Annotated in this window: 28 protein-coding genes; all 28 read left to right on the plus strand. The window is 38.2% G+C overall.

Translation table 11 applies throughout. From position 1 onward, the window contains the following. The 28 genes from murJ to Epro_RS02610 all read left to right on the plus strand — a co-directional run bounded on the left by murJ (position 1) and on the right by Epro_RS02610 (position 25,096). Positions 1-1,554, plus strand: a complete 1,554-nt coding sequence (gene murJ / locus Epro_RS02475) for a murein biosynthesis integral membrane protein MurJ (RefSeq protein ID WP_052570270.1) — start codon at positions 1-3, stop codon at positions 1,552-1,554. Continuing rightward, the gene (locus Epro_RS02480) at positions 1,538-2,830 is read left to right on the plus strand and encodes an excinuclease ABC subunit UvrC (protein WP_052570272.1); all 1,293 of its coding nucleotides are present in this window, start codon (positions 1,538-1,540) and stop codon (positions 2,828-2,830) included. Before murJ ends, Epro_RS02480 begins: the two co-directional genes overlap by 17 nt. Positions 2,831-2,841: 11 nt before the next feature. Then, positions 2,842-3,300: a large-conductance mechanosensitive channel protein MscL gene (gene mscL / locus Epro_RS02485; protein WP_052570274.1), complete on the plus strand. Its 459-nt coding sequence runs from the start codon at positions 2,842-2,844 to the stop codon at positions 3,298-3,300. Then, positions 3,297-3,620 (plus strand): methylated-DNA--[protein]-cysteine S-methyltransferase, encoded by a 324-nt coding sequence (locus tag Epro_RS02490; protein WP_202812882.1) that lies wholly within the window; start codon positions 3,297-3,299, stop codon positions 3,618-3,620. Before mscL ends, Epro_RS02490 begins: the two co-directional genes overlap by 4 nt. Further along, complete coding sequence (locus Epro_RS02495) at positions 3,604-4,647, plus strand: SEL1-like repeat protein (RefSeq protein WP_158408988.1); 1,044 nt, start codon at positions 3,604-3,606, stop codon at positions 4,645-4,647. The genes Epro_RS02490 and Epro_RS02495 overlap by 17 nt, the downstream gene beginning before the upstream one ends. Continuing rightward, on the plus strand, positions 4,647-5,291 hold the full coding sequence (locus Epro_RS02500; protein WP_052570277.1) for a lipoate--protein ligase family protein: 645 nt from the start codon (positions 4,647-4,649) through the stop codon (positions 5,289-5,291). Before Epro_RS02495 ends, Epro_RS02500 begins: the two co-directional genes overlap by 1 nt. 11 nt (positions 5,292-5,302) lie before the next feature. Further along, on the plus strand, positions 5,303-6,334 hold the full coding sequence (gene rlmN, locus Epro_RS02505; RefSeq protein WP_082121472.1) for a dual-specificity RNA methyltransferase RlmN: 1,032 nt from the start codon (positions 5,303-5,305) through the stop codon (positions 6,332-6,334). A 76-nt stretch (positions 6,335-6,410) separates the two neighbouring features. Then, positions 6,411-6,818 carry a transcription antitermination factor NusB gene (gene nusB / locus Epro_RS02510; protein WP_052570279.1) on the plus strand — a complete coding sequence of 136 codons (408 nt, stop codon included), beginning with the start codon at positions 6,411-6,413 and terminating at the stop codon, positions 6,816-6,818. Positions 6,819-6,858: 40 nt separating this feature from the next. Further along, positions 6,859-9,072: an NAD-dependent DNA ligase LigA gene (ligA, locus tag Epro_RS02515; RefSeq protein WP_052570281.1), complete on the plus strand. Its 2,214-nt coding sequence runs from the start codon at positions 6,859-6,861 to the stop codon at positions 9,070-9,072. A gap of 226 nt (positions 9,073-9,298) precedes the next feature. Then, positions 9,299-9,544 (plus strand): antitoxin, encoded by a 246-nt coding sequence (locus Epro_RS02520; protein WP_052570282.1) that lies wholly within the window; start codon positions 9,299-9,301, stop codon positions 9,542-9,544. Further along, on the plus strand, positions 9,544-9,945 hold the full coding sequence (gene vapC / locus Epro_RS02525; protein WP_052570284.1) for a type II toxin-antitoxin system tRNA(fMet)-specific endonuclease VapC: 402 nt from the start codon (positions 9,544-9,546) through the stop codon (positions 9,943-9,945). Before Epro_RS02520 ends, vapC begins: the two co-directional genes overlap by 1 nt. Continuing rightward, positions 9,936-10,745, plus strand: coding sequence for an RluA family pseudouridine synthase (locus tag Epro_RS02530; protein WP_158408990.1), 810 nt, complete (start codon positions 9,936-9,938; stop codon positions 10,743-10,745). Before vapC ends, Epro_RS02530 begins: the two co-directional genes overlap by 10 nt. A gap of 61 nt (positions 10,746-10,806) precedes the next feature. Continuing rightward, a complete protein-coding gene (locus Epro_RS02535; protein WP_052570287.1) occupies positions 10,807-11,850 on the plus strand; it encodes a DUF362 domain-containing protein in 1,044 nt (347 codons plus the stop codon). A gap of 71 nt (positions 11,851-11,921) precedes the next feature. Further along, complete coding sequence (locus Epro_RS02540; RefSeq protein ID WP_052570289.1) at positions 11,922-12,503, plus strand: PIN domain-containing protein; 582 nt, start codon at positions 11,922-11,924, stop codon at positions 12,501-12,503. A gap of 8 nt (positions 12,504-12,511) precedes the next feature. Further along, positions 12,512-12,937 carry an SMI1/KNR4 family protein gene (locus Epro_RS02545; protein WP_052570290.1) on the plus strand — a complete coding sequence of 142 codons (426 nt, stop codon included), beginning with the start codon at positions 12,512-12,514 and terminating at the stop codon, positions 12,935-12,937. 63 nt (positions 12,938-13,000) lie between these two features. Further along, a complete protein-coding gene (locus Epro_RS02550) occupies positions 13,001-13,471 on the plus strand; it encodes an SMI1/KNR4 family protein (protein ID WP_052570292.1) in 471 nt (156 codons plus the stop codon). A 32-nt stretch (positions 13,472-13,503) separates the two neighbouring features. Continuing rightward, positions 13,504-14,133 carry a regulatory protein RecX gene (locus tag Epro_RS02555; RefSeq protein WP_052570293.1) on the plus strand — a complete coding sequence of 210 codons (630 nt, stop codon included), beginning with the start codon at positions 13,504-13,506 and terminating at the stop codon, positions 14,131-14,133. Between the two features lie 9 nt (positions 14,134-14,142). Then, entirely contained in the window at positions 14,143-15,699 is a 1,557-nt protein-coding gene (purH, locus tag Epro_RS02560; protein ID WP_052570294.1) for a bifunctional phosphoribosylaminoimidazolecarboxamide formyltransferase/IMP cyclohydrolase, read from the plus strand. Between the two features lie 138 nt (positions 15,700-15,837). Then, a complete protein-coding gene (locus Epro_RS02565) occupies positions 15,838-16,536 on the plus strand; it encodes a hypothetical protein (RefSeq protein ID WP_052570296.1) in 699 nt (232 codons plus the stop codon). Beyond that, the gene (gene lipA, locus Epro_RS02570) at positions 16,533-17,360 is read left to right on the plus strand and encodes a lipoyl synthase (RefSeq protein ID WP_052570297.1); all 828 of its coding nucleotides are present in this window, start codon (positions 16,533-16,535) and stop codon (positions 17,358-17,360) included. The genes Epro_RS02565 and lipA overlap by 4 nt, the downstream gene beginning before the upstream one ends. Before the next feature lie 159 nt (positions 17,361-17,519). Then, on the plus strand, positions 17,520-18,143 hold the full coding sequence (locus Epro_RS02575) for a phosphatidylserine decarboxylase (protein ID WP_052570299.1): 624 nt from the start codon (positions 17,520-17,522) through the stop codon (positions 18,141-18,143). A gap of 26 nt (positions 18,144-18,169) precedes the next feature. After that, positions 18,170-18,982, plus strand: coding sequence for a CDP-diacylglycerol--serine O-phosphatidyltransferase (gene pssA, locus Epro_RS02580; RefSeq protein ID WP_052570300.1), 813 nt, complete (start codon positions 18,170-18,172; stop codon positions 18,980-18,982). Positions 18,983-19,101: 119 nt separating this feature from the next. Then, a complete protein-coding gene (locus Epro_RS02585; RefSeq protein WP_052570302.1) occupies positions 19,102-20,631 on the plus strand; it encodes a 2-isopropylmalate synthase in 1,530 nt (509 codons plus the stop codon). A gap of 105 nt (positions 20,632-20,736) precedes the next feature. Next, positions 20,737-21,996 (plus strand): 3-isopropylmalate dehydratase large subunit, encoded by a 1,260-nt coding sequence (gene leuC / locus Epro_RS02590; RefSeq protein WP_052570303.1) that lies wholly within the window; start codon positions 20,737-20,739, stop codon positions 21,994-21,996. 114 nt (positions 21,997-22,110) lie between these two features. Further along, on the plus strand, positions 22,111-22,593 hold the full coding sequence (gene leuD, locus Epro_RS02595; protein ID WP_169745516.1) for a 3-isopropylmalate dehydratase small subunit: 483 nt from the start codon (positions 22,111-22,113) through the stop codon (positions 22,591-22,593). Positions 22,594-22,677: 84 nt separating this feature from the next. Continuing rightward, positions 22,678-23,739 carry a 3-isopropylmalate dehydrogenase gene (locus Epro_RS02600; RefSeq protein WP_052570307.1) on the plus strand — a complete coding sequence of 354 codons (1,062 nt, stop codon included), beginning with the start codon at positions 22,678-22,680 and terminating at the stop codon, positions 23,737-23,739. Positions 23,740-23,779: 40 nt separating this feature from the next. After that, on the plus strand, positions 23,780-24,040 hold the full coding sequence (locus tag Epro_RS02605; protein WP_052571568.1) for a zinc ribbon domain-containing protein: 261 nt from the start codon (positions 23,780-23,782) through the stop codon (positions 24,038-24,040). A gap of 33 nt (positions 24,041-24,073) precedes the next feature. Continuing rightward, positions 24,074-25,096 (plus strand): aspartate-semialdehyde dehydrogenase, encoded by a 1,023-nt coding sequence (locus tag Epro_RS02610; RefSeq protein ID WP_052570309.1) that lies wholly within the window; start codon positions 24,074-24,076, stop codon positions 25,094-25,096. The last annotated feature ends 101 nt before the right edge of the window (positions 25,097-25,197 follow it).

Raw genomic sequence — 25,197 nt, forward strand, 5'->3', positions numbered from 1 at the left:
ATGGAACAAGAACATAAAACATTAACAAAAAACGCCGGCAAAACAGCATTCGGCACAACGCTGTCGCGTATTTTAGGATATGCAAGAGATATGCTTGTAGCCAACGTATTTGGCGCGGGCATGTTTGCCGACGCCTTTTACGCGGCGTTTAGAATACCTAATCTTTTCAGACGTTTATTTGGGGAAGGTTCATTCTCGGCGGCGTTTATTCCGGTGTTTAGCCAATATCTGCACGCAAAAGATAAAAGCGAAACGCAAAAAATGTTAAATGCCGTCTTTACGGCTTTGGTATTAGTGTTGGCTGCAATAACTGTTTTGGGAGTGTTTTTCTCGCCGATTCTTGTGAAAATTATCGCATGGGGGTTTACCAACGACCCCGAGAAAATGCAGCTTACAATAGAACTGACAAGAATGATGTTTCCTTTCATTCTGTTTATATGTTTAGCCGCATTTTTGCTTGCAATACTAAACACGCTCCACTCATTTTTTATTCCGGCGTTTACGCCTTCAATGCTTAGTTTTTCTGAAATATTTTACATGCTTGCAATAGCGCCGGCGCTGTATCCGCAAAATCAAATTAAGGGTCTTGCGGTAAGCGTTATAATAGGCGGCGCGCTTCATTTTGGAACGCAATATCCAAAACTAAAAAATCTTGGCTGGCATTTAAAGTTTCAACTAAATTTAAAGCATCCCGCAATAAAACAAATTGCGTTTTTAATGATTCCGTCAATGATAGGGCTTTCCGTAGATCAAATAAACGCTTTTGTAGATAACATCTGCGCGTCTTTCTTGGCAAGCGGTTCAATTACGGCGCTTTATTATTCTAACAGATTAATGCAGCTGCCGCTGGCAATTTTCGGGCTTGCGTTTGCAAGCGTTTCGCTGCCGGCAATGTCAAAAGCTTACGCGCAAAAAGATATGACAACGCTTAAAAGTTCTTTAAACTATTCCATACGTTTTAGCGTTTTCACGCTGCTTCCCGCTGCGGTGGGGTTAACTGTTATAGGGTTGCCAATAACAAAACTTCTTTTTGAACACGGAAAGTTTGACGACATTGCGTCAATAGTAACAAATAACGCTTTATTTTTTTATTCTTTAGGACTGCCGGCTTACGCAATGGCAAAAATATTTGCTAACGCTTTTTACGCTTTTCAAGACACAAAAACCCCTGTAATAACTGCGGCGATAGCTATGGTTTTACATGCTGGATTGTGTTACATCTTAATGTACCCTATGGGGGTTGGCGGGCTTGCGCTTGCAACTGCGGCGGCTTCTTATTTCAATATGATTTTATTGATAATTTATTTAAGAAGAAAAATCGGCAGGCTCGGCATTAAAAAAATTCTATTGTCCGGACTAAAATCTTTATTGGCTTCTGCAGCAACGGGCGTTGCGGCATTTTTTGCATGTAAAGTTTCAGGCAGCTTATTTATTTCGGTTCCTGCGGCAATAGCCGCGGGAGCGGTTGCGTTTTTTATAATAGCAAAACTTTTAAAATCCGAAGAGTTAAGCGTGTTTACGCGCTTATTTAATAAAAATGAACAAACATCTTGAAAACATACCTAAACTTCCGGGCGTATATATTATGCGCGACGGAATCGGTAATATTATTTATATCGGCAAGGCAAAAAGCCTTAAAGACAGAATATCTTCGTATTTTAACGCCGACAGCGAGTCTAAATCAACCGCAATAATTACTTCTATGCGCAAAATAGATTATATTTTGTGCGCGTCGGAAAGAGAAGCTCTGATCATTGAAAGACAGCTTATAAATAAAGTTCAGCCGTATTTTAACGCTATGTGGAAAGACGATAAGTCTTATCCTTACATAAAATTTTCGCTTCAGGAAGATTTTCCAAGACTTACTTTAACAAGAAAAAAACTTAAAGACGGCGCAGAGTATTTTGGTCCTTATCCGCAGATTTTTTATATCAAAAAACTTGTGCGCTGGCTTGTAAAACTTTTTAAAATACGTCCGTGCAAACTTGATTTTTCCGAAGACAAGCTTCCTGAAGAAAAAAAAGTTAAGTCGTGCATATATGTTCACACGGATATGTGTTACGGTCCGTGTCTTGGCAAAATAAGCTCGGCGGATTATAAAAATAAAATTAAAGACATAGAACTTTTTCTAAATGGAAAATTTAAAAAACTTGCCGACGAATGGGAAACTCAAATGAGCGAGTTAAGTTCTCAACTGAAATACGAGCAGGCGCAGGAAATACGCGACAGGCTTTACGCGCTGCAAAACATGTCTGAAAGAGTAATGATTAGCGAAATAACGCAGAATGATATAAATAAATCCGTAGAGCGCGCAGACAGCATCAACGAGCTTAAACAGGTTTTACATTTAAAACATATGCCCGCCGTTATAGAAGGCTTTGATAATTCAAACATTCAGGGAACTAACGCCGTGGCTTCTATGGTTCGCTTTACAAACGGTATTGCGGACAAAAAAAATTACCGCAGATTTAAAATAAAAACAGTCACAGGCGCCGATGATTTTGCAAGCATGCATGAAGTTGTTTTTCGCAGATATTCCGGCATAATAAGAAAGAATGAAAAACTGCCCGACTTAATTTTAATTGACGGCGGCAAGGGACAATTAAGCGCAGCTGCAGGCGCCTTGGAAGAATTGCAGGTGCTAACGCCGGTAATTTCGCTTGCTAAAAAAAACGAAGAAATATTTTTTCCGCAAAAAGATAAACCGCTTGTATTAAGCAAACATTCCGCAGCGCTAAAACTTTTGCAATCCGTGCGGGACGAATCTCACAGATTTGCGGTAAGTTATCACAGAAAGCTAAGAGAAAAAGAGTTTTTAAACGACAAGTAGGAGGATAAACAATGTTTCTTAAATCGTTTTTTAAAGAATTCAAAGATTTTGCCGTAAAAGGCAATGTTATTGACATGGCAGTCGGCATAATTATCGGCGCCGCGTTCAATAATATAGTAAACTCTCTTGTTAAAGATATTATAATGCCGCCGATAGGAATTCTTTTAGGCAATATAGATTTTACAAACTTATTTGTAGTTCTAAAAGACGGGAAAATTTTACCGCCATACAATACTCTTGCGTCAGCGCAATCCGCCGGAGCGGTAACATTAAACATCGGCTCGTTTATCAACTACACTATTTCGTTTATAATAGTTGCCTTTGCAGTTTTTCTAATGATTAAAGCGTTAAACAAATTTAAAGAAAAACCTGCGCCTGCTCCTATAAATACAAAAGAATGCCCGTATTGCGCAACTACAATTCCGCTAAAAGCAATAAAATGTCCAAACTGCACGGAGAATTTAAAATGAAAAAACTTTCAAAAGAAATTTTAGAAAAAATGAAAAACTACCCGCCTTTTTATGTAAAAGTTTGGAAAGAATGTTTCAATATTCCGGCGGGAAAAACATTAACCTATTTGCAGCTTGCAAAAAAGATAGGCGCCCCGAAAGCCGCAAGAGCCGTAGGCACAGCTTTAAGCAAAAATCCGTTTGCGCCTGTTGTTCCGTGCCACAGAGTTATAAGAACCGACGGAAAAATGGGCGGGTTTTCCGCAAAAGGCGGAATAAAACTTAAACTTAAAATGTTGGATTATGAAAAAAGGACGGGTAAAAATGCAAAACTTTCTTAAAGTCTTTTTAGCGTTGTTTATTACATTTTCACTTTTAAGCGCTGCAAACGCGGAAAAAACAGTTAAAGAACTTGAAGAACTCTCCGCCATGGGCGATATAGTTTCGCAATATAATCTTGGATACTATTATTATAAAGGAGAATACGGATTGCCCCAAGATTACAAAAAAGCTTTTGAATATTTTTTGCTTGCAGCTTCTCAGGATGACGCAGAAGCCCAGCTTCAAGTTGCCGTTATGTATAAAAACGGTTTAGGGACACAGCAAGACATACATAAAGCCGTTGAATTCTACGCCAAAGCTTCTTCTCATGGAATTACGTCGGCACAATATAATCTGGCAGTTATATATGAACAAGACAAAAATTATAATCAAGCTTTTAAATATTACACGCTTGCCTCAAACGCCGGCGATGCGCAGGCTCAAAATAATTTAGCTTTAATGTATGAGCAAGCAAGAGGAACTGCCCAAGATTTTGGTAAAGCTGAAAATTTATATTTAAAATCTGCGGCAAGCGGGAATGTAGCGGCACAAAATAATTTAGCGGGTCTTTACGCAATAAAACTTAAAGAACCGCAAAAAGCCATAGAGTGGTATATAAAAGCCGCAAACGCGGGAGTAGTTAGCGCGCAATATAATCTTGGAGTAATTTACGACCAGCTGCAAGATTATAAAAAAGCTTTTGAATATTATTCTTTAGCGGCAGAAAAAAATAATACAGCCGCGCAATATAATCTTGCAATTTTGTATGAAGACGGGAAAGGGGTAGAAAAAAATTACAAAAAAGCCATAGAGCTTTATGCTAAAGCCGCGCAAAGCAACGATTCTGCAGCGCAAAACAATTTGGGCGTTTTAAGCTTTCACGGCGCCGACGGGGTTGAAAAAGATTACAGCAAAGCAGCCGCATATTTTACTCTTGCGGCAAAAAACGGAAACCGGACGGCTGCAAAAAATTTAGAAGAGCTCAATAAACCGTCGCGCGTTAATGCAAATATTGTAAAAGAAAGTTCAAAAGACATAACCAGATAATGCTTTTATTTATTAAAGACAAGCCGCGCAATGCGGCAATGAATATGGCAATAGACGAGGTTATTTTTGACAATCTGCAAGACGATGCAGTCTTAAGAATTTATCTTTGGGATAAAGCTTACACAACAATCGGCTACTTTCAAAAAAATGAGGCTGAAGCCACAAGAAGGCTTACCGGCGGACTTTTGGTTAATCACAAAAATGACGTCTCTTACGGTTTCTGCGCAAACGCTCAAAGCTGGCAGCACATTTACAATCAGGAAGATACTTATAAATATATTCACACGGCAATAAAAAAAGCTCTTAAAGCCTTAGGATACAATTCAAATTTTGCACAGGTAACTTCGCAAAAACAAACGCTGTGCGTTCAAACGCTTTACACGGACGATTTAATGTATAACGGAAAAAAGATTCTCGGCTCTTGCATGCGCAGGAGAGGCAAAAAGATTTTAGTTCAAGGTTCCGTTCACTTGCAGCTGGAAGACGCTGCAATAGAAAAATTTGCAGCGGAATTTGCAAAAAATCTTGCAGAAATACTTGATACAAATTTTAAAGAAATAAAATTAACAGATGCGCATTTGCAAAAAGCAAAAGCGATTGCCGAAGAAAAATATTTAAACGATAGTTGGAATAAAAAGTTTTAACAAGGAATAAAATGAAAAAGTATCTTCTTGATTTCACCGGCGCGCAGTTTAGAGCTGCGGCAAATTCAATAATAAAGCAAGACTACAGATTAAAACAAATTATTGAGTGGGTTTACGTAAAAAAAGCCGCGTCTTTTGAAGAGTTTACAAACCTTCCGAAAGATCTGCGCGAAAAATTAAACGAAACTTTTTTTCTGCGCTCTTTAAAAATAGTAAAAAAAGAAAAATCCATAATAGACGGCACCGTGCGATATACGTTTCAAACATTAGACAAAAAATATTTTTTTGCCGTATTTTTGCCGGCAAAAGGTAAAAACTCAGTGTGTATTTCATCTCAAATAGGCTGTCCTGTTGCGTGCGCTTTTTGCTCTTCGGGTAAAGTTAAACTTGCAAGAAATTTATCGCGCGGGGAAATTATTGAGCAAATTTTGCAAATTGAAAACGACGCAAAAGAAAAAGTTTCCGGCGTCTTATTTATGGGCATGGGCGAGCCGATGTTAAACTTTAACAATCTTGATTTGGTTTTAAAATCGCTTCTCTCAAATAAAGAATTCGGTATCGGCAAAAGACACATAACAGTTTCAACCGTCGGTATTGTTCCAGCTATAGAAAAACTTGCCGACGAAAATTTCGGCGTACGTCTTGCAATTTCGCTTCATGCCGTTGACGAAAAACAGAGAAAAAAACTTATTCCAAATAATTTAGGTTTTAAAATAGAAGAAATTTTAAGCGCCGGAAAATACTATCTTAAAAAAACAAATTCGCGGCTTACAATTGAATACATTCTTGTAAAAGACATCAATGACAACGTTGCCGACGCGCACAAACTTACAAGGCTAATGCGTAAAAACGATCTTATAAATCCGGACGTTCAGGTAAACTTAATACCTTTTAATCCGGTTGCAGACGTAAACTTTAAAACTCCGGCGCAGGAATCTATTCAAAAGTTTAAAAATATTTTAAAAGTTAACGGGATTACAACGAATGTCCGGCAAGCAAAAGGCGCCGATATAAGCGCCGCCTGCGGTCAGCTTGGGTACTAAAATAAAATTTGCCGTTAACGTCTTTTTTTGGTAAAATTACACATCTCAAATATATATTTACGGGGTCTGTGAAATTATGAGCAGCAGAAGAGAAGCAAGAGAATGTTCTTTGCAGATGCTATACGCTACCGACAACTGCGCAATGGATTGCAATGCAGTGTATTCGTGTTTTGACGAATATTACCCCAAAGGCGAGCCTTACAAAGAATTTGCTCTTAAACTTTTTAAAGGCGTCTGCGATAAACGCGAAGAAATAGACGCTCTCATAAACAGCTACGCAAAAAATTGGGATCTTAAACGAATGGCGGCGGTAGATCGCAATATTATAAGACTTGCCGCCTACGAAGTTATAGATATGCCGCAAACACCCATCAATGTTATCATAGACGAAGCCGTAGAAATTTCAAAGAAATATTCCACAAAAGATTCAAGCAAGTTTGTCAACGGTATTTTAGATAAACTAAAAGCCGTCCGAAATAAATAATAAATTACCCTAAAACCTTAAAAGAGGTTTTTTTTATTTTATGAATAAAGACATAAAAAACCGCATACATTATTTAAGAGATGAAATTGAACGCCATAATAAACTTTATTACGGCGCAGATAATCCTGAAATATCAGACGCCGAATACGACATTCTGGTTAAAGAACTTGAAAAGCTTGAAAGAGAAAATCCGGAATTTGCATTAAAAAATTCTCCAACGCAAAAAGTGTCCGGCTTTGCTTCTTCGTCTTTTGAGAAAGTAAAACACGCAGTGCCGATGTTATCGCTTGATAACACTTACAACGAAGCGGAAATCGCCGCATGGTACGATAGAGTTTGCAAGAATTTAATTGCGAATTACCGGTTGCCAACTACCAACAACAATCTTGAATTCACAATAGAACCCAAAATAGACGGCGTAAGCGCAAGCCTTACCTATATCAACGGAAATTTAACAATCGGCGCTACGCGCGGCGACGGGGAAACAGGCGAAGACATTACGGAAAACATAAAAACAATTAGCGAAATTCCGCAAAAACTTAATGTTACAAACCCGCCGCTATTTTTTGAACTTCGCGGCGAAGTTTATATAAACAAAGCTGATTTTGAAAAAATAAACGAAGAAATTTTAGCAGCAGACGGACAAAAATTTGCCAACCCACGCAACGCCGCGGCCGGTTCGCTGCGTCAAAAAAATCCGCAAATTACAGCTCAACGCAAACTAAAATTTTTCGTCCACTCATACGGTAAAATAGAACAACAAAGTGCAAAGTTGAAAGTGAAAAGTGAAAATGCGGAGAAAAACAATTACATAGACCCTACGCCTTTACACAAAACGACAAATAATAACAATCCGGCAGCCGTAAATTCCCCTTTTACAAAAGGGGTGGACGCGAATGCGGACGGGGTATTTTCCGATCAAGCGAAGAGTCAAGGGGACGGTGGTAGTGACACCGCGTTATTCCAAACTCATTCTGACTTTTTAAATTACTGTCAAAAATGCGGCTTCAAGCTTCAAGCAGACATTATAACCTGCAAAACGTTAAAAGAAATTCTTACTTTTATAAATAAAATGATGCAAAAAAGGGAAGAACTTCCCTACGAAATAGACGGGCTTGTAATAAAAGTAAACTCGCAAGCGCAGCAAAAAGAACTTGGCTACACAAATAAAAGCCCGCGCTGGGCTATAGCGTATAAGTTTCCGGCAAAACAGGCTACTACAAAATTAAATAAAATAGAAGTTCACGTAGGACGAACAGGAATAATAACGCCTCGCGCAATTTTAGAGCCGGTAGCTTTGGGCGGCGTAACAATATCGCATGCAACGCTTCATAATTTTGAAGAGATAGAACGCTTAAATGTAAATGAAGGCGACACAATTTTAATAGAGCGCGCCGGCGACGTAATCCCTAAAATAATAAAGGTTGTTATAAAAAACAGCGAAAACTATTTTCAGCCGCCAAAAAATTGTCCGTCGTGCAACAGCAAAATTGTTAAAGAGGACGAGCAAGAAGTTGGCTACAGATGTATAAATCCGGAATGTCCCGCGCAGTTTAGACGCCATTTAATGCATTTTGTAAGCAGAAACGCTATGGACATAGACGGTTTCGGCGAAGCAATAATAGACCAGCTTTTAGAAAAGAAAAAACTTAAAATTTTGGCAGACATTTACCGCTTAACCTTTGAAGATTTTTTAGAACTTGAACTTTTCAAAGAAAAGAAAGCCAACAATTTAATAAAAGCAATCAACGACAGCAAAACCCGTCCGTTAAGCAGATTGTTATTTGCACTTGGCATACGCCACATAGGCGAGAAAGCCTCAGAAATAATCGTCAAACGCTTTAAAACAATTGAAGCCATATATGCCGCCACCGTTGATGACTTCACAAGAATAAACGAAATAGGCGACGTTTTAGCCATATCCTTGAAAGAGTTTTTTGAAGAGCCGGAAGTAAAACACGTAATTGATACATTAATTGCCGCCGGCGTAAACACAACCGAACCCGAAACAACGTCTGCCGGCACAAAATTTGAAGGCAAAACCTTCGTCCTGACCGGCGAACTAATAAACTATACAAGAGAAGAAGCAGGCGCAATAATAAAATCTTTAGGCGGAAAAGTAACAAACTCTGTAAGCAAAAAAACGGATTACGTGGTAACCGGAGAAAATGCAGGAAGCAAGCTGGATAAGGCAAAAGAGCTGGGTGTGAGGGTTATTGACAGTAAAAAATTTGAGGAGCTGTTGAAGTTGTAATCTCCATATTTTGTCACAGTTACAGGGGACATTAATATATAATAAAATTGTTATAAACAAACAGGCGCATAGAAATTTCAATATGCAGTTTGAAAAATAGCAGGTGAAGAAAAAGAGTGTTCCCGGGACGTGGCAAACGGCAGAAAATATTCATCCTCGCAGTTGACATACCCTCATTATTAGTATATACTTTTCATATATACATATAAATACATTGGAGGACATTATGAGCGCAACAATTGCAAAGGTTTTTACAAGCGGAAACTCGCAGGCTATAAGACTGCCTAAAAAGTTTCGTTTTAGCGTTGATGAAGTTTATATATCAAAAGAAAATAATAAATTAATAATTGTGCCTAAAAATAAGAAGTGGGAATCAAAAGAAGAAATTATAAACTTCTTTTCTGCAGTGCATTGCCCTGATTTTAAACTTTCAAGAAAAGATTCAAAACCACAGAAAAGGAATCTATTCTAATGTCAAAAACGTATATCCTTGATACCGATATTTGTAGTTACATTATAAGAGAAAATCCAAAAACAGTGATAGATAAGTTTTGGGAACATAAAAACGATGATTTTTATATAACATCTATAACTCTTGCGGAACTTATGTATGGCGTTGCGCATAAAGGTTCTGCCAAAATTGCAAAACAAGTGGAAGTATTCCTTTCCCGTATGATGATAATAGATTTTAATGATACGGCAGCAGAAGAATACGCAAAAATTCGCTACACACTTGAAAAAACAGGCAATACTATAGGTAATATGGACATGCTAATTGCAGCTTGCGCACTTGCTTGCGACGGAACTCTTATTACAAACAACAAAAAACATTTCTTAAAAATTCCCAATTTAAAAATAGAGCATTGGTTATAAAATGTCAAGCTATCACAAAGGCACATCAAACAACAGAATTTAAGTCTATTCAGATCTATAGTCAAGGAAATGAGCAAAAAACCATGAAACCGCCAATAGAAATTATTTATCAAGACGATAACATACTTGTTATAAACAAACCTCCAAAAGTGTTGGTTATTCCGGATCAGCATACGCATGAGAATAGGACGTTGGTGGGGTTGCTTAAAAAGAAGCTTAATCAAAAAATTTGGGTTGTGCATCGCATTGACCGTGATACCACCGGAGTTTTAGTGTTTGCTAAAAATGCGGAGGCTCATAGAAATTTAAGCATGCAGTTTGAAAAATCGCAGGTGAAGAAAAAATATATTGCATTGCTTTCCGGCGTGTTGGAAGAAGATGAAGGCGCTATAAATAAACCTATTTTAGTTTCCGACAGAGATGTTTCTATAGACGACGAAGGGAAAGATTCTATAACGGATTTTACAGTTTTGGAGCGTTTTAAAAGCTACACATTAGTTGAAGCGCGTCCGCAAACAGGGCGCAGACATCAGATAAGAATACATTTTTGGTCTCTCGGACATCCGCTTGCTATAGACAGCGATTACGGCGTTTACGACCCGATTCTTTTATCTGCATTTAAACGAAACTACAAAGAAAAAGACGGTCAAAAAGAAAAACCGCTTATAGACAGGCTTACGCTTCATGCGGCAGAGTTAACGCTAACGCTGCCCGCCACTAAAGAGCAAAAAACTTTCACAGCGCCGCTGCCGAAAGATTTTGAAATTACGCTCAAACAGCTTCGGAAATATTATAAATAATTATCTGTGTCATTGCCACAACACAAAACGGCATAACAATAATTTAATAGGAGCAAATACAATGTCTTCAAAAGTTTACTTTTTACCTTGGAAGAAGCGTAATGAGTTATATAAGTTTTTAAAAAAAGCAAAAGCGTTTGAACATGTAAAAGCGAGAAATTTTATTGCTATAAAAATTCATTTTGGGGAAGACGGTAATGAGGGGTATATAAAACCTCAATACGTTGCGCCGGTTGTTAAAATTGCTCGGGAAAAAACGGCGTTTCCGTTTCTTACCGACTGCAGCACAATTTATGTAGGCAAACGTTCCGACGCGTATCATCACGCGTTGCTTGCAAACAAGCATGGGTTTACAATAGAAAGCTGCGGTTGTCCTGTTATAATTGCCGACGGTATAAGAGGAAACACAAAAGAATACGTTAAAGTAAATTTAAAACATTTTAAAACAGTTTCTATAGGCAGCGATATTGCGCAGTCGGACGGTTTTATTTTTATGAACCATTTTAAAGGTCATGAAATATCCGGCTTTGGCGGAGCGTTAAAAAATATTGGCATGGGCTGCGGCAGCAAAGAAGGAAAATACGCCATGCATCATTCATCAAAGCCTGCGGTAAAAGTTTCAAAATGCACGGCATGCGGAAACTGTGTTAAACATTGCTATCAGGGCGCGCTAAAACTTGTCAACAAAAAAATAGTTATGGACAAAAAAAAATGCGTAGGCTGCGGTCAGTGTATTGTGTCGTGCGTGTTCGGCGTGTTTGAACTTAATTGGAACGAAAGCCCAAAAGCTGTTCAGGAAAAAATTGTGGAATACGCTGCAGGCGTGTTAAAAAATAAAAAAGCTTCTTACATAAATTTTTTAAATCATATAAGCAAAAACTGCGATTGTTTCTCGGTGAAAAATCCGCCGTTAATGGAAGACGTGGGCATTGTAGCCGGCGCAGACCCCGTAGCCGTAGATCAGGCAAGCTACGATTTAGTAAATAAAGCTTACGGAAAAAATTTCTTTAAGAAAATTTTCCCTGAAATAGATCCAACCGCCCAATTAGAATACGCCGAAAAAATAGGCCTTGGAACAAGGGATTACGAGTTGATTAATTACTAATTAAATATTAAAAATTTAAATGACAAGGATATTGACAAACTGATAGTTATTTCCCCAAGAAAGGTAATAAAGTGAAGAAAATAGCCATTATATCATCTCTTATTTCTTTGTGTCTTTCCTTGCCGTTATTGTTAAGTTTTTTTATAAATATTTATATTAATAATAGTATATATATTATTTTTTATACATTTATTTTAATTGCCTTGTTGATATTATTATTAATTGTAACGGTATTGCTGCTAATTAAAAAAAATAAACTTTTAAAAAATCTTATCGTTGTTATTTTTATGTCGTTTTTAGTATTTTGCATAGTATTTGCAACTGTCATTGCGTTGCCTGACAGCGTGCTTAATGGTTTACCTAAAGGCTCTAACTATCAAAAATTTGATTCATCTATTTGGATAGCGTCTGATTATTTGAGAGGGGATAGAAACAGACAATATATGTTGAAAGATTTGATTGAAAATAATTTGCAAGGAAAAACAAGAGATGAAATAAAGCAGCTTCTTGGTAAACCTGATAAAGAAGAAAAAACTTATATAAGTTACGCAACAGGACCGGAAAGAAGTTTTTTTAGCGTTGATTACGAATTATTAATAATACTTTTTAATGTAAACAACACTTTTGAACGTTATGAAATACGGCAAGGATAACAAATTTTATGTATTCTTTTCAAAAACTTGAAGATTTGATTTCAAAATATTCTAAAGTTAAAAGTTTTACGGGTGGAGTAAATGGCAAAAAAATAGCTTATATAGAAAAAGAATTAAACGTTATTTTACCTGAACAATATAAATGGTTTTTAGCAAAATATGGTTACGGAGGCGTATTAGGTATAGAAATATTAGGAGCAGCCTTAAATAATACTTATCCCGTTATTGAATATACACAAAATTGCAGAGAATATAATCTAAATAAACAATGGATAGTTATAGAAAATTGTGATGAATATTACTATTGCTTATCTTGTGAAGATGGAAAAGTTAGAGATTGGGATTTAAGAAAAAAAACTTATTATGAGTATCCAAATTTTGTAGATTTCTTATACGAAACAATAATGGATAGTGCAGAAAATTGGCAGGAATAACCAATTCTAAAACGCTTTGCAATAATAAATAGGTCGTGAAATAGGGAAAGGATTAAGCTAATAATGCATACTTATGAAGAAATAGAGCATTTAGTAGAAAAGTATAAAAGTGCAGCATTCTTTACCGGCGGAGTATGTGAAAGTAAAATAAAAGATGCTCAACAACAGTTAGGAGTATCTTTCCCTGAACAGTATAAATGGTTTCTATCAAAATACGGACATGGAGGAGTGAATGGAAGTTGGATAGAAGGTATAGGGAAAAGTTCAGAATATCCTGTAGTTGAGCAAACCAAAAGCATTAGAAAATATTCCAGAAAAAATCTCAATAATCAATGGGTTATCATATACGATGTGGATGAATATTACTATTGTTTATCTTGTGAAGATGGAAAAGTTAGAGATTGGGATTTAAGCGGCAAAACATATTATGAAATTGACAGTTTTTTAGATTTTTTATATACGATAATTATGGAATCAGTAGATAATGACGGAAACATATATAGAGATGAATGGAAAAAAATAGCGCTAAAATAATACTCTACAATATCATGTAAACAGACTATCTTATGAAAATAGAAAAACTTGAAAAAGTTCCTACAAGAAAAGAAATATTCAAACTATCCTTTGACAGCGGGGAAAACGTTATTTTATCTGCTGATATTATAGTTAAGTTTAGCCTTAATAACGGAGTTGTAATATCTAAAGAAACTTATAAAGAAGTTTTAGCGGCAGATAAAGCTTACCGCGTAACTTACGACGCGCTTAACTTAATTTCGCGCAGCTCTTACAGCTCTAAAACGCTTTGCGACAAACTCTTACAAAAAGGTTACGAACTTGAAAACGCAAAAGCTGCAGTTGCAAGACTTAAAGAATTAGGCTACATCAACGACGACAAATACGCTTTAGAATATACAAAATATCTTCTGTCAAAAGGAAAAGGGGAATTCGCAATAAAAGCCGCTCTTGCGGAAAAAGGCGCTTCAAAAGAACAAATAAGCAATGCCTTAGAACTTACAAAAACAGAAGAAGAACCTTTTGAACGCATTATAAAAATAATGAAAACCAGATTTAAAAATTTTGACGCGAAAGATCAAAATGAAATCAGGCGCGCCGCGTCATTTTTTTTAAGAAGAGGTTTCACTTCGCAAGACATAGCCAAAGCGTTAAGAGAATACAAAAATATAATAATAGAATAGGAGAACAAAATGCCTACGGCACTGCTTAGCGTTTCAGACAAAACGGGAATTGTAAAATTTGCGCAGGAATTAAAAACTTTGGGGTGGCAAATAATTTCAAGCGGCGGAACCGCAAAAACGTTAAAAGAAAATAATATTGAATGCCGGGAAATATCCGAAGTTACCGGGTTTCCTGAAATTCTTGACGGAAGGGTGAAAACTCTAAATCCTAAAATTCACGGCGGCATTCTTGCAATAAGAGAAAAATCTGAACATGCCGCGCAGCTTAAAAAACACGATATAAACGCAATAGATATTGTTGCGGTAAATCTTTATCCGTTTGAAGAAACCATCAACAAAATACCAAAACCGGAAAATAAAAAAATAAATCAGGAAGTAATTGAAAATATAGACATCGGCGGCGTTGCGCTTTTAAGAGCGGCTGCAAAAAATTATAAAGACGTTTTAGTTATTTGCGACGCAGCCGATTATGACAATGTAATTGAAAAATTAAATTCCAAATCCGCAGACGGCGAGTTTAAACTTGCCCTTGCGGCAAAAGCTTTCCGCCATACCGCTTATTATGATTCTTTAATATCTAATTATTTAACTTATGAAAAATTTCCGTCGCAGGCTTCTATACCGCTTAAAAAACTTTCCGGTTTAAGATACGGAGAAAACCCGCATCAAGGGGCGGCTCTTTACGGTAACGGAACTCAAGCAAATAAGTCTGTTGTAATATCGGCAAAACAGCTTCACGGGAAAGAGCTTTCTTATAACAACTATTTAGATTTGGAAGCGGCATGGAGACTTGTGCACGAGTTTGGCGCGCCCGCTTGCGCAATTATAAAACACAACAATCCTTGCGGCTGCGCCGAGGGAGAAAACGTTAAAGAAGCTTATTTAAAAGCCCTTGAGTGCGACCCTGTAAGCGCGTTCGGCGGCATTATAGCGTTTAACAAACCCGTTGACGCGGACACAGCGCAAGAAATTTCAAAACTTTTTGCGGAGTGCGTTATAACTTCCGAATATTCCAAAGAAGCGTTTGAAATTTTAACAAAGAAAAAAAATATCAGACTGTTGCAACAGCCAATACCTTATGCGGTTGAAAAATCCGAAACCGAATACAGAATGTTAACTTCAGGAATGCTTGTTCAAGACAGAGACAATGAGCTTTTTGCAAAAACCGAAAGCATGACAAAACGCAGCCCGACGCAAATTGAAACGCAGGCTTTAGATTTTGCGTGGAAAATTTGCAAACACGTAAAATCAAACGCAATTATTTTGGTAAGAGGAAGACAAACCGTAGGCATTGGCGCCGGACAAATGAGCAGAATAGATTCTCTTCAAATAGCCCTTAAAAAGATGAGAGAAATTGCAGCTGAAACGGCGGGAAAAGATACTCCGTTAGTTCTTGCTTCAGACGCATTCTTTCCGTTTCCCGACGTTGTTGAAGAAGCCGCAAAGGCAGGCGTTACGGCAATAATTCAGCCCGGCGGCTCTATTAAAGATCAAGATTCTATAAACGCCGCAGACAACAACGGCATAGCAATGGTAGCAACCGGCATGAGACACTTTAAACATTGATAACGGCTTGTCTTTTGCGTTTCCGCTTCGTCGCGGCAATGCCCCCGCAGAAATGCAAAATACTGCACTTAACCGCATTCTAAAATGCAATATTTGTTAAAGTTCCGTAGTTATATAGGTATAACATGGGAGGGAAAAATGAAAAAAATTAATACTATTCTCATATTGTTTGCAATTATGACGCTCTGCTCATCGCAAGTTTTAAGCGCGCGCCATAACAATAATCACCGTCATCGCGGCAATGTAAAAGTTGGCGTGTATTATGATTTTGGCTTTAGACCTTATCACGGATATTGGAATTACGATCCATATTATAATTACTACAAAAACTATTACTACGACACGCAATATCAAAAGAAAAAAGCTATCGCCGCGTTAGATGAAATAAAACTTTTAGAACAAATCAAGGCAGACAGCGCCGCGGCGGAAATTGAACTTTTCAAAATAAGAGTTGTAAAAACAAGATTTTATAAGCAGTATTTTACAGACAGAATCCCTGAATCCACCGCTGAAATTACAGTACAAAACAATAGCGACAAAGAAATAGCGAAACTTTTTTTTCACGGAAAAATTGTTACGCACATATCCGGCAACGTTCTTATAGACGACTATTTTGCTTATGATTTACAAGAACCTCTTGACCAGGGAGAAACGCAAACTTACAACATACCGTTAAACTCTTTTGGCGGATGGGCAAAAGTACAAGCTCCGGATCTTGCCGTATTTAGCGTTGACGTCAACGGATTTATGTCCACAGATGCGGAAGTATTTGCTCCGGCTTGGACTGTAGAAGATCAAAAAAAATTAGACCAGTTGAAAAGCAAATACGTGAAATGAAAACAGCAAAGAAAAAAATAATTATCGCCGACATAGCCGCGCTTAAAAAGAATTTTGCCTATAACGGATTAAACACCGTTTGCCAAAGCGCAAAATGTCCTAATATAGGCGAATGCTATAAAAATAAAACCGCAACATTTTTAATTCTTGGGAAAAACTGCACGCGCGCATGCGCTTTTTGCGGCGTGGATAAATTTACTCCAGAACCGTTAGACGCAGACGAACCTAAACGCGTTGCGCGGGCAATAAAAGATTTAGGACTTTCTTACAGCGTCATAACTTCCGTAACGCGCGATGATTTGCCCGACGGCGGCGCAGAGCATTTTGCGCGCACAATTACGGAAATAAAAAATTCAATTCCAAACGTAAAAATTGAAGTTTTAGTTCCGGATTTCAAAGGCGAGCAAAGTTCGTTAAATATAGTTTTAGCGGCAAAACCTGATGTGTTTTCTCACAATTTGGAAACTGTCGCACCGCTTTATAATATGGCGCGCAAAGGCGCCGACTACAAACGCTCGCTTGACGTGTTAAAATACGCAAAGAGAAAAGGTTTTAAAGTAAAAACGGGCATAATGACAGGGCTTGGCGAAACTTTAAGCCAAATTTTTAATTTAATTGACGACGTGAAAAACGCCGGAATAGATATTTTAACCGTAGGGCAATATCTTGCGCCTACAAAAAAACATCTTCCCGTTGTAAAAGAATACTCGCCCAAAGAGTTTGAAGAAATCGAAAAATACGCGTTAAAAATAAACATTCCTAAAATTGTCTGCGGACGTTATGTGCGCAGCTCTTATCTTGCCGAAAAACACTACAACAGCTAACCTGTTAATTGTTTCAATTTTCAATTATTTTTGACAAAAAAACCATTTTTTTTGTAAAATTACAGAGATTTATCTATAGCGTTGAGTCCGCGTTACCGGCTGGTCTCAAAATTTTCAGAAAACTACAGATAACAAATTACGTTTAAAAGAGGGGATATAATGTCCATTGTAAAAGAAGGTTATCCGTTTATTTTAATTCCGTTTATTGCGGGAGCGGCGTCAGTTTATGCCGGAACGCAAATAAGTTTTGTGTTCTATGTTATCGGCGCAATTTTACTTTTAGCGGCGTTGTTTTGCCTGTATTTTTTCAGAGACCCTAAAATTAAAATAACGGAAGGGGAAAATTTAATTCTCTCGCCGTGCAACGGCACGGTTTTAGAAGTAAGCGAAAATGAAAATGAAAAAGTTATAAGAGTTTTTTTATCTGTTTTTGACGTGCATTTGCAGCGTTCCCCTATAGCCGGAAAAGTTACAAAAGTAGAATATAAACCGGGGAAATTTTTAAAAGCCATGGAGCCCGAAGCGCATATAGTAAACGAACAAAACGTAATAACCATAGAAAATAAAAACGGAACATATCTTGTAAAACAGATAGCCGGAATTTTGGCAAGAAGATGCGTATCTTGGGTAAAAGCCGGCGACGTTTTAAAAACAGGCGACAAAATAGGCGTTATAAAATTCAGCTCGCAGGTAGATTTGCATATGCCCAAAAACATAACGATAAAAGTAAAAAAAGGCGACAAAGTAGTTTCCGCCATAACAGTTTTGGGCTCTATAAATTAAATTGTAAACGTTACGCAGAGGATAAAATGAAAACAACCAGTTTGAAAAAAGGCATTTACATTCTGCCGAGTTTATTTACATGCGGAAATATGACTTTTGGATTTTTGTCAATGTTATCGTCGGTATCGGGACATTTCACGCAGGCGGCATGGCTTTTAATTTGTTCCATAGCTTGCGATATGCTTGACGGCCGCGTTGCAAGAATGACAAAAACCACAAGCGAATTCGGCGTGCAGCTTGACTCTTTAAGCGACTTGATTTCTTTCGGATTAGCGCCGGCAATTATGATTTACATGTTAGGGCTTAAAGATATGGGTAAAATCGGCATTGCCATAGCCGTTTTATTTGTTTTGTGCAGCGCGTTGAGGCTTGCAAAATTTAACGTTAAAGCGCAAGACGGCGTAGTGCACTCGTCTTTTTCCGGACTTCCTACTCCGGCATCAGCGGGGCTTTTAATATCTTTTGTTTTAAGTTTTGAACTTTTAAATACCGGCGGGCAGTCGCTTACTTTTAAATCTATACCGCTGCTTATGAACACAATGCCCACATTTTTTAACGCAATGCCGGTGGTAATGGTTGTGCTCTCGCTTCTTATGGTTTCAAACATACCGTTTGCGTCGTTTAAGAAAATGAAACTTTCAAAACCGCAGGCGCTGCAGGTTCTTGTAATTATAATAGTGCTTTTGGTAATTGTTATAGTTTATCCGCAAAATACATTTTTTATTTTGTTCTCGCTGTATGTTTTGTCCGGCGTTGTAATTTACGCTTTGAAATATCTTAACCGCGTTAAAAATTACGCTAAAAGAAAAACCGGAAAAAGGAAACGCAAACATGAGTAAATTTTTCTTACCTTCAATATATAAAACGCTGCAAGCAGGCATGCCCGGAAATTGGCGACTTAGAAACGACAATTGAAAATTTAGATTTGAAAATTGCCGTATTTAAGGAGACAAACACTATGAAACAAGACAAGATAATATTTTTTGATACAACTTTAAGAGACGGGGAACAATCGCCCGGCGCAAGTATGAATTTTCAAGAAAAGCTGCTTGTTGCAAAACAGCTGGAAACGCTCGGCGTTGACGTTATTGAAGCCGGTTTTCCTATTTCAAGCCCCGGAGATTTTGAATCCGTAAAAGCCATAGCGAAAGCTGTAAAAAAATCGTCGGTTGCCGGGCTTGCAAGAGCTTCCGAGAAAGATATAAAAGCAGCTTGGGACGCCGTTAAATATGCAAAAAAACCGAGAATCCACATATTTTTGGCAACTTCAGATTTGCACATTGAGAAGAAACTTCAAAAAACAAGAGCTCAAATTTTGGAAATGGCCGTAAAAGCCGTTAAATACGGAAAAAGTTTGTGCAAAGACATAGAATTTTCCGCCGAAGACGCAGGACGTTCCGACATGGATTTTTTGTGCAAAGTCGTTGAAGCCGTTATTAACGCAGGGGCGTCAACGGTAAATATTCCCGATACGGTAGGTTACACAATGCCTGCGGAGTTCGGCGCAAAAATTGCGGAAATAAAAAAACGCGTTCCTAACATTAACAAGGCGATAATAAGCGTTCACTGTCATAACGATTTAGGTTTGGCTGTGGCAAACTCTCTTTCTGCAATAGAAAACGGCGCAAGACAAGTTGAATGCACAATTAACGGAATAGGCGAAAGAGCGGGAAACGCAAGCCTTGAAGAAATTGCAATGGCTATTAAAGTGCGTCCGCATTATTATAATGTGGGGCACAATATTAACACAAAAGAAATTTATAAAACCAGCAAACTTGTGTCTTCTTTAACGGGCGTTGCCGTGCAGGTAAATAAAGCCGTAGTGGGCGCAAACGCTTTTGCGCACGAATCCGGCATTCATCAGGACGGCGTTTTAAAATCAAGAGAAACTTATGAAATAATGAACCCCGCGGACGTTGGCGTTCCGGAAAGCTCGCTTGTTTTAGGCAAACATTCCGGCAGACACGCGCTATTTAACAGAATCAAATCGCTGGGATACAAACTTGAAAGCAAAGCTTTGGAGCAAATTTTTGAAAAGTTCAAAGTTTTGGCGGACAAGAAAAAAGTTATTTTTGACGACGACATAGTAGCTTTAATAGAAGAAGACGCCGCTTCCGAAAAAGAAATATTTTCTTTGGTATATCAAAGCGCCACAAGCGGAACCGCAACAATTCCTACTGCAACCGTGCGCATAACAGATAACAATAAAAAGGACAAAGTCCTTCAGGAAGCCGCCTGCGGAGTTGGCCCTGTGGACGCAACTTACAGAGCAATAGATAAAATAACAAAAATGGATATAAAGCTTACGGATTTTTCTTTGAAAGCCGTATCTTCAGGCGTGGACGCGCTGGGCGAAGTTTTCTTAAAAGCCAAACACAAAGGAATGATTTTTTCCGGCAAAGGCACTTCAACAGATATTGTTGAAGCCAGCGCAAAAGCGTATATGCAGGCAATAAATAAAGCAAAAGCGTTTGATAAAAAGAAATAATAAAAAGCTTAGAGAAGCTTGGAAGTTTGGAAGCGCAGCATATGTTTTTGTTGTTTCCAAACTTCTAAGCTGCCAAACTTCTTAACTTTTATAAGGAGCACATTCATGGGAAGCACGATTACGGAAAAAATTCTTGCGGCTCACGCAGGAAAAAAAGTTGTTGAGGCCGGGGAATTTATTGAGCCTAAAGTTGACATAGCTCTTTCTAACGACGTTACCGCGCCGCTTGCGATAAAAGAGTTTAGAAAATCCGGAGTAAAAAAAGTTTTTGACAAAAATAAAATCGCTTTGGTAATGGATCACTTCACTCCCAATAAAGATATTTTAAGCGCCGAACACGTAAAATTTGTGCGCGAATTTGCAAAAGAACAAAAAATAAAACATTACTACGAAGGCGGAAACGTAGGCGTTGAACACGCTCTGCTTCCTGAAAAAGGTATAGTAGTTCCCGGCGACGTTGTTATAGGCGCAGACAGCCACACTTGCACATACGGCGCGCTTGGCGCGTTCTCTACGGGCGTCGGTTCCACAGACGTTGCGGCGGCAATGGCTACGGGGAAAGTTTGGTTTAAAGTTCCTCAATCAATAAAATTTGTTTTAACCGGCAAGCTTAACAAATGGGTTAGCGGGAAAGATATTATTCTTTACATTATCGGTTTGATTGGCGTTGACGGCGCGCTTTACAACGCTATGGAATTTGACGGTCCGCTTGTAAAAAAACTTACAATGGCGGACAGATTTACAATTTCCAACATGGCAATAGAAGCCGGCGGAAAAAGCGGAATTTTTACGCCCGACGAAATAACGGAAAAATACGTTGCAAAAAGAGCGCTTCGCAAATATAAATTTTACAAAAGCGACAAAGACGCTCACTATCACAAAACTTTAGAAATAGACTGCGGAAAACTTTATCCGCAAATTTCTTTGCCGTTTTTGCCGTCTAACACAAAGGCGGCAAAAGACGTTAAAAGAACTTACATAGACCAGGTTGTTATAGGTTCCTGCACAAACGGGCGCATTGAAGATTTGCGCGTTGCCGCAGGAATTATAAAAGGCAAAAAAGTAAATTCTAACGTTCGCACATTAATAATTCCGGCAACGCCTGAAGTTTGGGCGCAGGCGGATAAAGAAGGTTTATTTAAAATTTTCATGGACGCAGGGTGCGTAGTTTCTGCGCCTACGTGCGGACCGTGCCTTGGCGGACATATGGGAATTCTTGCCGCAGGCGAACGCTGCGTTTCAACTACAAACAGAAATTTTGTAGGCAGAATGGGACATGTCCAATCCGAAGTAATTTTATCAAACCCCGCGGTAGCGGCGGCAAGCGCAATTAAAGGATATATTGCAACGCCGGACGAAATTTAAATTACAGAAGACAAGAAGACAAGAAGGCAGGATGTTAAGCAACAACACACCTGACCTCTTGAAACATCTTGTCCTCTTATCATCATAAACTAGGAGCATAAAAAAATGTCAGACATAATTTTAAAAGGTAAGGTTCACAAATACGGGTCTAACGTTAATACGGATGAAATAATTCCGGCAAGATATTTAAATTCTTCCGATGCTGCGGTTTTGGCTAAATATTGTATGGAAGACATAGATAAAAATTTTGTTAAAAATGTTAAAAAGGGCGACGTTATTGTTGCCGAAAATAATTTTGGCTGCGGCTCTTCGCGCGAACATGCGCCTATAGCAATTAAAGCGGCAGGCGTTTCTGCGGTTATTGCAAATTCTTTTGCGAGAATATTTTTTAGAAATGCAATAAATATAGGTCTTCCTATTTTAGAATCTCCGGAAGCTGTAAAAGCTATAAAAAACGGCGACGCAATTGAAATAAATCTTAACAAAGGCATAATAAAAAATATAACAAAAAAAGAAACATACCAAGCCCAGCCCTTTCCTGAATTTATGCAAAAAATAATTAAAGCCGGCGGGTTGCTTGGATACATTAAAAAATAGCAGAGTGCGGTGTCATTGCCGAAAGTTTTAGTCGGAAATGACGGATAAAGATAAAAAAGAATTAAAATATAAGGAGTTGTTAAAATGTCAAAATCGTATAATGTAGCTTTACTTCCCGGAGACGGAACCGGTCCTGAAGTTATTAGAGAAGGGGTAAAAGTTATTGAAGCTGCTGCGAAAAAAAATAACTTTAAATTAAATTTCACCAATTATGATTTGGGCGGCGAAAGATATATGAAAACCGGAGAAGTCTTGCCGGAAAGCGTTATTGAAGAGTTTAAAAAGTTTGACGTTATGTATTTGGGCGCAATAGGTCACCCCGATGTGAAGCCGGGGATTTTAGAAAAAGGCATTCTTTTAAAACTTCGTTTTGAGCTTGATCAATATATAAATTTACGTCCGGTAAAACTTTATCCTAACGTTGAAACTCCGTTGAAAGATAAAAAACCGGCAGACATAGATATGGTAATTGTCCGCGAAAACACCGAAGGCATTTACATTGGCGCCGGCGGGTTTTTGAGAAAAGATACGCTTCAGGAAGTTGCAACGCAGGAATCTATAAACACTCGTTTTGGCGTTGAAAGATGCGTGCGCTACGCGTTTGACCTTACAAAAAAGAGAGCAAAAAATAATAAACTTACTCTTTGCGGAAAAACAAACGTTTTAACTTTCGCTTCAGATTTATGGCAGAGAACTTTCAATGTTGCAGCAAAAGATTATCCTACAATTAAAGGCGATTATGTAAACGTTGACGCTGTTTGTATGTGGCTTGTAAAAAATCCGGAATGGTTTGACGTAATAGTTACCGACAATCTTTTCGGCGATATTATCACGGATTTGGCAGCTATGATTCAAGGCGGCATGGGCGTTGCATCCGGCGGAAATATTAACCCCGAAGGCGTTTCAATGTTTGAACCCATGGGCGGATCGGCTCCTAAATATACAGGTCAAAATATAATTAACCCTATAGCTACAATTAATGCGGGCGCGCTGCTGCTTGAAAATATCGGCGAAGCCAAAGCCGCAAAAGATGTGGATAACGCGGTTATCAAAGCGTTGGAAAGCGGAAAAATAAAAAGCATGTCCGCCGGCAAAATGGGTCTTTCAACAACCGAAGTCGGCGATTTGGTTGCTTCTTACTTATAAAAAAACAACTTTTCGCTTTGTCTTTAAAAAAGGAGTTAATATGTCGGAACATATTTGCCAAAGCTGCGGAATGCCGATGGACAGTGAAGATTTCGGAACGGATGCGGACGGCGCTAAAAACAAAGAATACTGTCACTATTGTTTTAAAAAAGGAAAATTTACCGAAGATGTTTCGCTGGAAGCTTTCATAGAACAATCTTTGCCGTTTTTTTTGAAAGAAGCAAAAACAACCGAAGAGGAAGCAAGAAAACAGCTTCAACAGTTCTTTCCTATGTTAAGACGCTGGAAAAAGAAAATATAAGTTTTACAAAATATAATATAAGGAAAAGTAAAAATGAAAAAGTATAAAGTTGCAGTTGTCGGCGCTACGGGCGCAGTTGGCCGCGAAATGATTAAAATGCTGGAAAGCAGAAATTTTCCGGTTGAAAGCATAAAGTTTTTAGCGTCCGAACGTTCGGTAGGCAAAAAATTACTGTTTAACGGTAAAGAATACCCCGTAGAACTTCTTACTCACGACGGCGGAAAAGGCGTAGATATTGCCATATACTCTGCCGGCGGAGACGTTTCAAAAGAGTTTGCGCCGTCGTTTGCTAAAGACGGCTGCTTTGTTATAGACAACTCTTCCGCGTGGAGAATGGATAAAGACGTTCCGCTTGTCGTTCCGGAAGTAAATCCCGGCGATTTGAAAAAAGATAAAAAAATTATTGCAAACCCTAACTGTTCTACAATTCAAATGGTTGTTGCGTTAAAACCGCTTCATGACGAAGCAAAAATTAAAAGAGTTATAGTTTCAACTTATCAGGCGGTTTCAGGAGCCGGTCAGAAAGGAATAAACGAACTTGACGCACAGGTTAAAGCCTGGGCAAAAGGGGAACCAATTCCCGCGGCAAGCAAATTTCAATATCAAATAGCTTTCAATTTAATTCCGCAAATAGACGTTTTTGCAGATTACGATTACACCAAAGAAGAACTTAAAATGACCAACGAAACAAAGAAAATTATGGGCGATGACAACATTTTGGTTAGCGCAACCTGCGTTCGCGTTCCTGTTTTTCGCGCGCATTCCGAAAGCGTTTGGATTGAAACTGAAAAACCTATAACGCCCGAAAAAGCTAAAGAACTGCTTTCAAAAGCCGACGGCATAGAGCTTATAGACGATATTGCAAACAAAAAATACCCAACGCCTTTATATGCTGAAAACAAGCAGACTACTTACGTAGGCAGAATCCGCAAAGATATTTCAATAAAAGATGACAAAGCCTTAACTTTTTGGGTAGTTTCAGACAATCTTTTAAAAGGCGCCGCGTTAAACGCAGTGCAAATTGCAGAAGCCCTTGTGAAAAACGGACTTGTCTAAATTTTAAAAAATTACATACAAAAACGGCATCGTTAAAAGTAAAACTGTAGTTTACCGCATACAGCAAAAGCTTCCAACGATGCCGTTTCTCATTTCAAAAG

This window comes from Endomicrobium proavitum (genome assembly GCF_001027545.1).
GTDB classification, from domain to species: domain Bacteria; phylum Elusimicrobiota; class Endomicrobiia; order Endomicrobiales; family Endomicrobiaceae; genus Endomicrobium; species Endomicrobium proavitum.

Excerpts from the sequence above, each read along its gene's own strand:
- ligA (WP_052570281.1), top strand. The coding sequence starts at position 6,859 with ATGAATAAAGACATAAAAAACCGCATACATTATTTAAGAGATGAAATT.
- lipA (WP_052570297.1), top strand. The coding sequence starts at position 16,533 with ATGAAAACAGCAAAGAAAAAAATAATTATCGCCGACATAGCCGCGCTT.
- Epro_RS02600 (WP_052570307.1), top strand. The coding sequence starts at position 22,678 with ATGTCAAAATCGTATAATGTAGCTTTACTTCCCGGAGACGGAACCGGT.
- Epro_RS02610 (WP_052570309.1), top strand. The coding sequence starts at position 24,074 with ATGAAAAAGTATAAAGTTGCAGTTGTCGGCGCTACGGGCGCAGTTGGC.
- Epro_RS02520 (WP_052570282.1), top strand. The coding sequence starts at position 9,299 with ATGAGCGCAACAATTGCAAAGGTTTTTACAAGCGGAAACTCGCAGGCT.
- Epro_RS02480 (WP_052570272.1), top strand. The coding sequence starts at position 1,538 with ATGAACAAACATCTTGAAAACATACCTAAACTTCCGGGCGTATATATT.
- murJ (WP_052570270.1), top strand. The coding sequence starts at position 1 with ATGGAACAAGAACATAAAACATTAACAAAAAACGCCGGCAAAACAGCA.
- mscL (WP_052570274.1), top strand. The coding sequence starts at position 2,842 with ATGTTTCTTAAATCGTTTTTTAAAGAATTCAAAGATTTTGCCGTAAAA.
- Epro_RS02555 (WP_052570293.1), top strand. The coding sequence starts at position 13,504 with ATGAAAATAGAAAAACTTGAAAAAGTTCCTACAAGAAAAGAAATATTC.
- rlmN (WP_082121472.1), top strand. The coding sequence starts at position 5,303 with ATGAAAAAGTATCTTCTTGATTTCACCGGCGCGCAGTTTAGAGCTGCG.
- Epro_RS02605 (WP_052571568.1), top strand. The coding sequence starts at position 23,780 with ATGTCGGAACATATTTGCCAAAGCTGCGGAATGCCGATGGACAGTGAA.
- Epro_RS02585 (WP_052570302.1), top strand. The coding sequence starts at position 19,102 with ATGAAACAAGACAAGATAATATTTTTTGATACAACTTTAAGAGACGGG.
- Epro_RS02490 (WP_202812882.1), top strand. The coding sequence starts at position 3,297 with ATGAAAAAACTTTCAAAAGAAATTTTAGAAAAAATGAAAAACTACCCG.
- Epro_RS02535 (WP_052570287.1), top strand. The coding sequence starts at position 10,807 with ATGTCTTCAAAAGTTTACTTTTTACCTTGGAAGAAGCGTAATGAGTTA.
- Epro_RS02545 (WP_052570290.1), top strand. The coding sequence starts at position 12,512 with ATGTATTCTTTTCAAAAACTTGAAGATTTGATTTCAAAATATTCTAAA.
- Epro_RS02500 (WP_052570277.1), top strand. The coding sequence starts at position 4,647 with ATGCTTTTATTTATTAAAGACAAGCCGCGCAATGCGGCAATGAATATG.
- Epro_RS02495 (WP_158408988.1), top strand. The coding sequence starts at position 3,604 with ATGCAAAACTTTCTTAAAGTCTTTTTAGCGTTGTTTATTACATTTTCA.
- Epro_RS02575 (WP_052570299.1), top strand. The coding sequence starts at position 17,520 with ATGTCCATTGTAAAAGAAGGTTATCCGTTTATTTTAATTCCGTTTATT.
- nusB (WP_052570279.1), top strand. The coding sequence starts at position 6,411 with ATGAGCAGCAGAAGAGAAGCAAGAGAATGTTCTTTGCAGATGCTATAC.
- Epro_RS02565 (WP_052570296.1), top strand. The coding sequence starts at position 15,838 with ATGAAAAAAATTAATACTATTCTCATATTGTTTGCAATTATGACGCTC.
- purH (WP_052570294.1), top strand. The coding sequence starts at position 14,143 with ATGCCTACGGCACTGCTTAGCGTTTCAGACAAAACGGGAATTGTAAAA.
- leuC (WP_052570303.1), top strand. The coding sequence starts at position 20,737 with ATGGGAAGCACGATTACGGAAAAAATTCTTGCGGCTCACGCAGGAAAA.
- vapC (WP_052570284.1), top strand. The coding sequence starts at position 9,544 with ATGTCAAAAACGTATATCCTTGATACCGATATTTGTAGTTACATTATA.
- Epro_RS02550 (WP_052570292.1), top strand. The coding sequence starts at position 13,001 with ATGCATACTTATGAAGAAATAGAGCATTTAGTAGAAAAGTATAAAAGT.
- pssA (WP_052570300.1), top strand. The coding sequence starts at position 18,170 with ATGAAAACAACCAGTTTGAAAAAAGGCATTTACATTCTGCCGAGTTTA.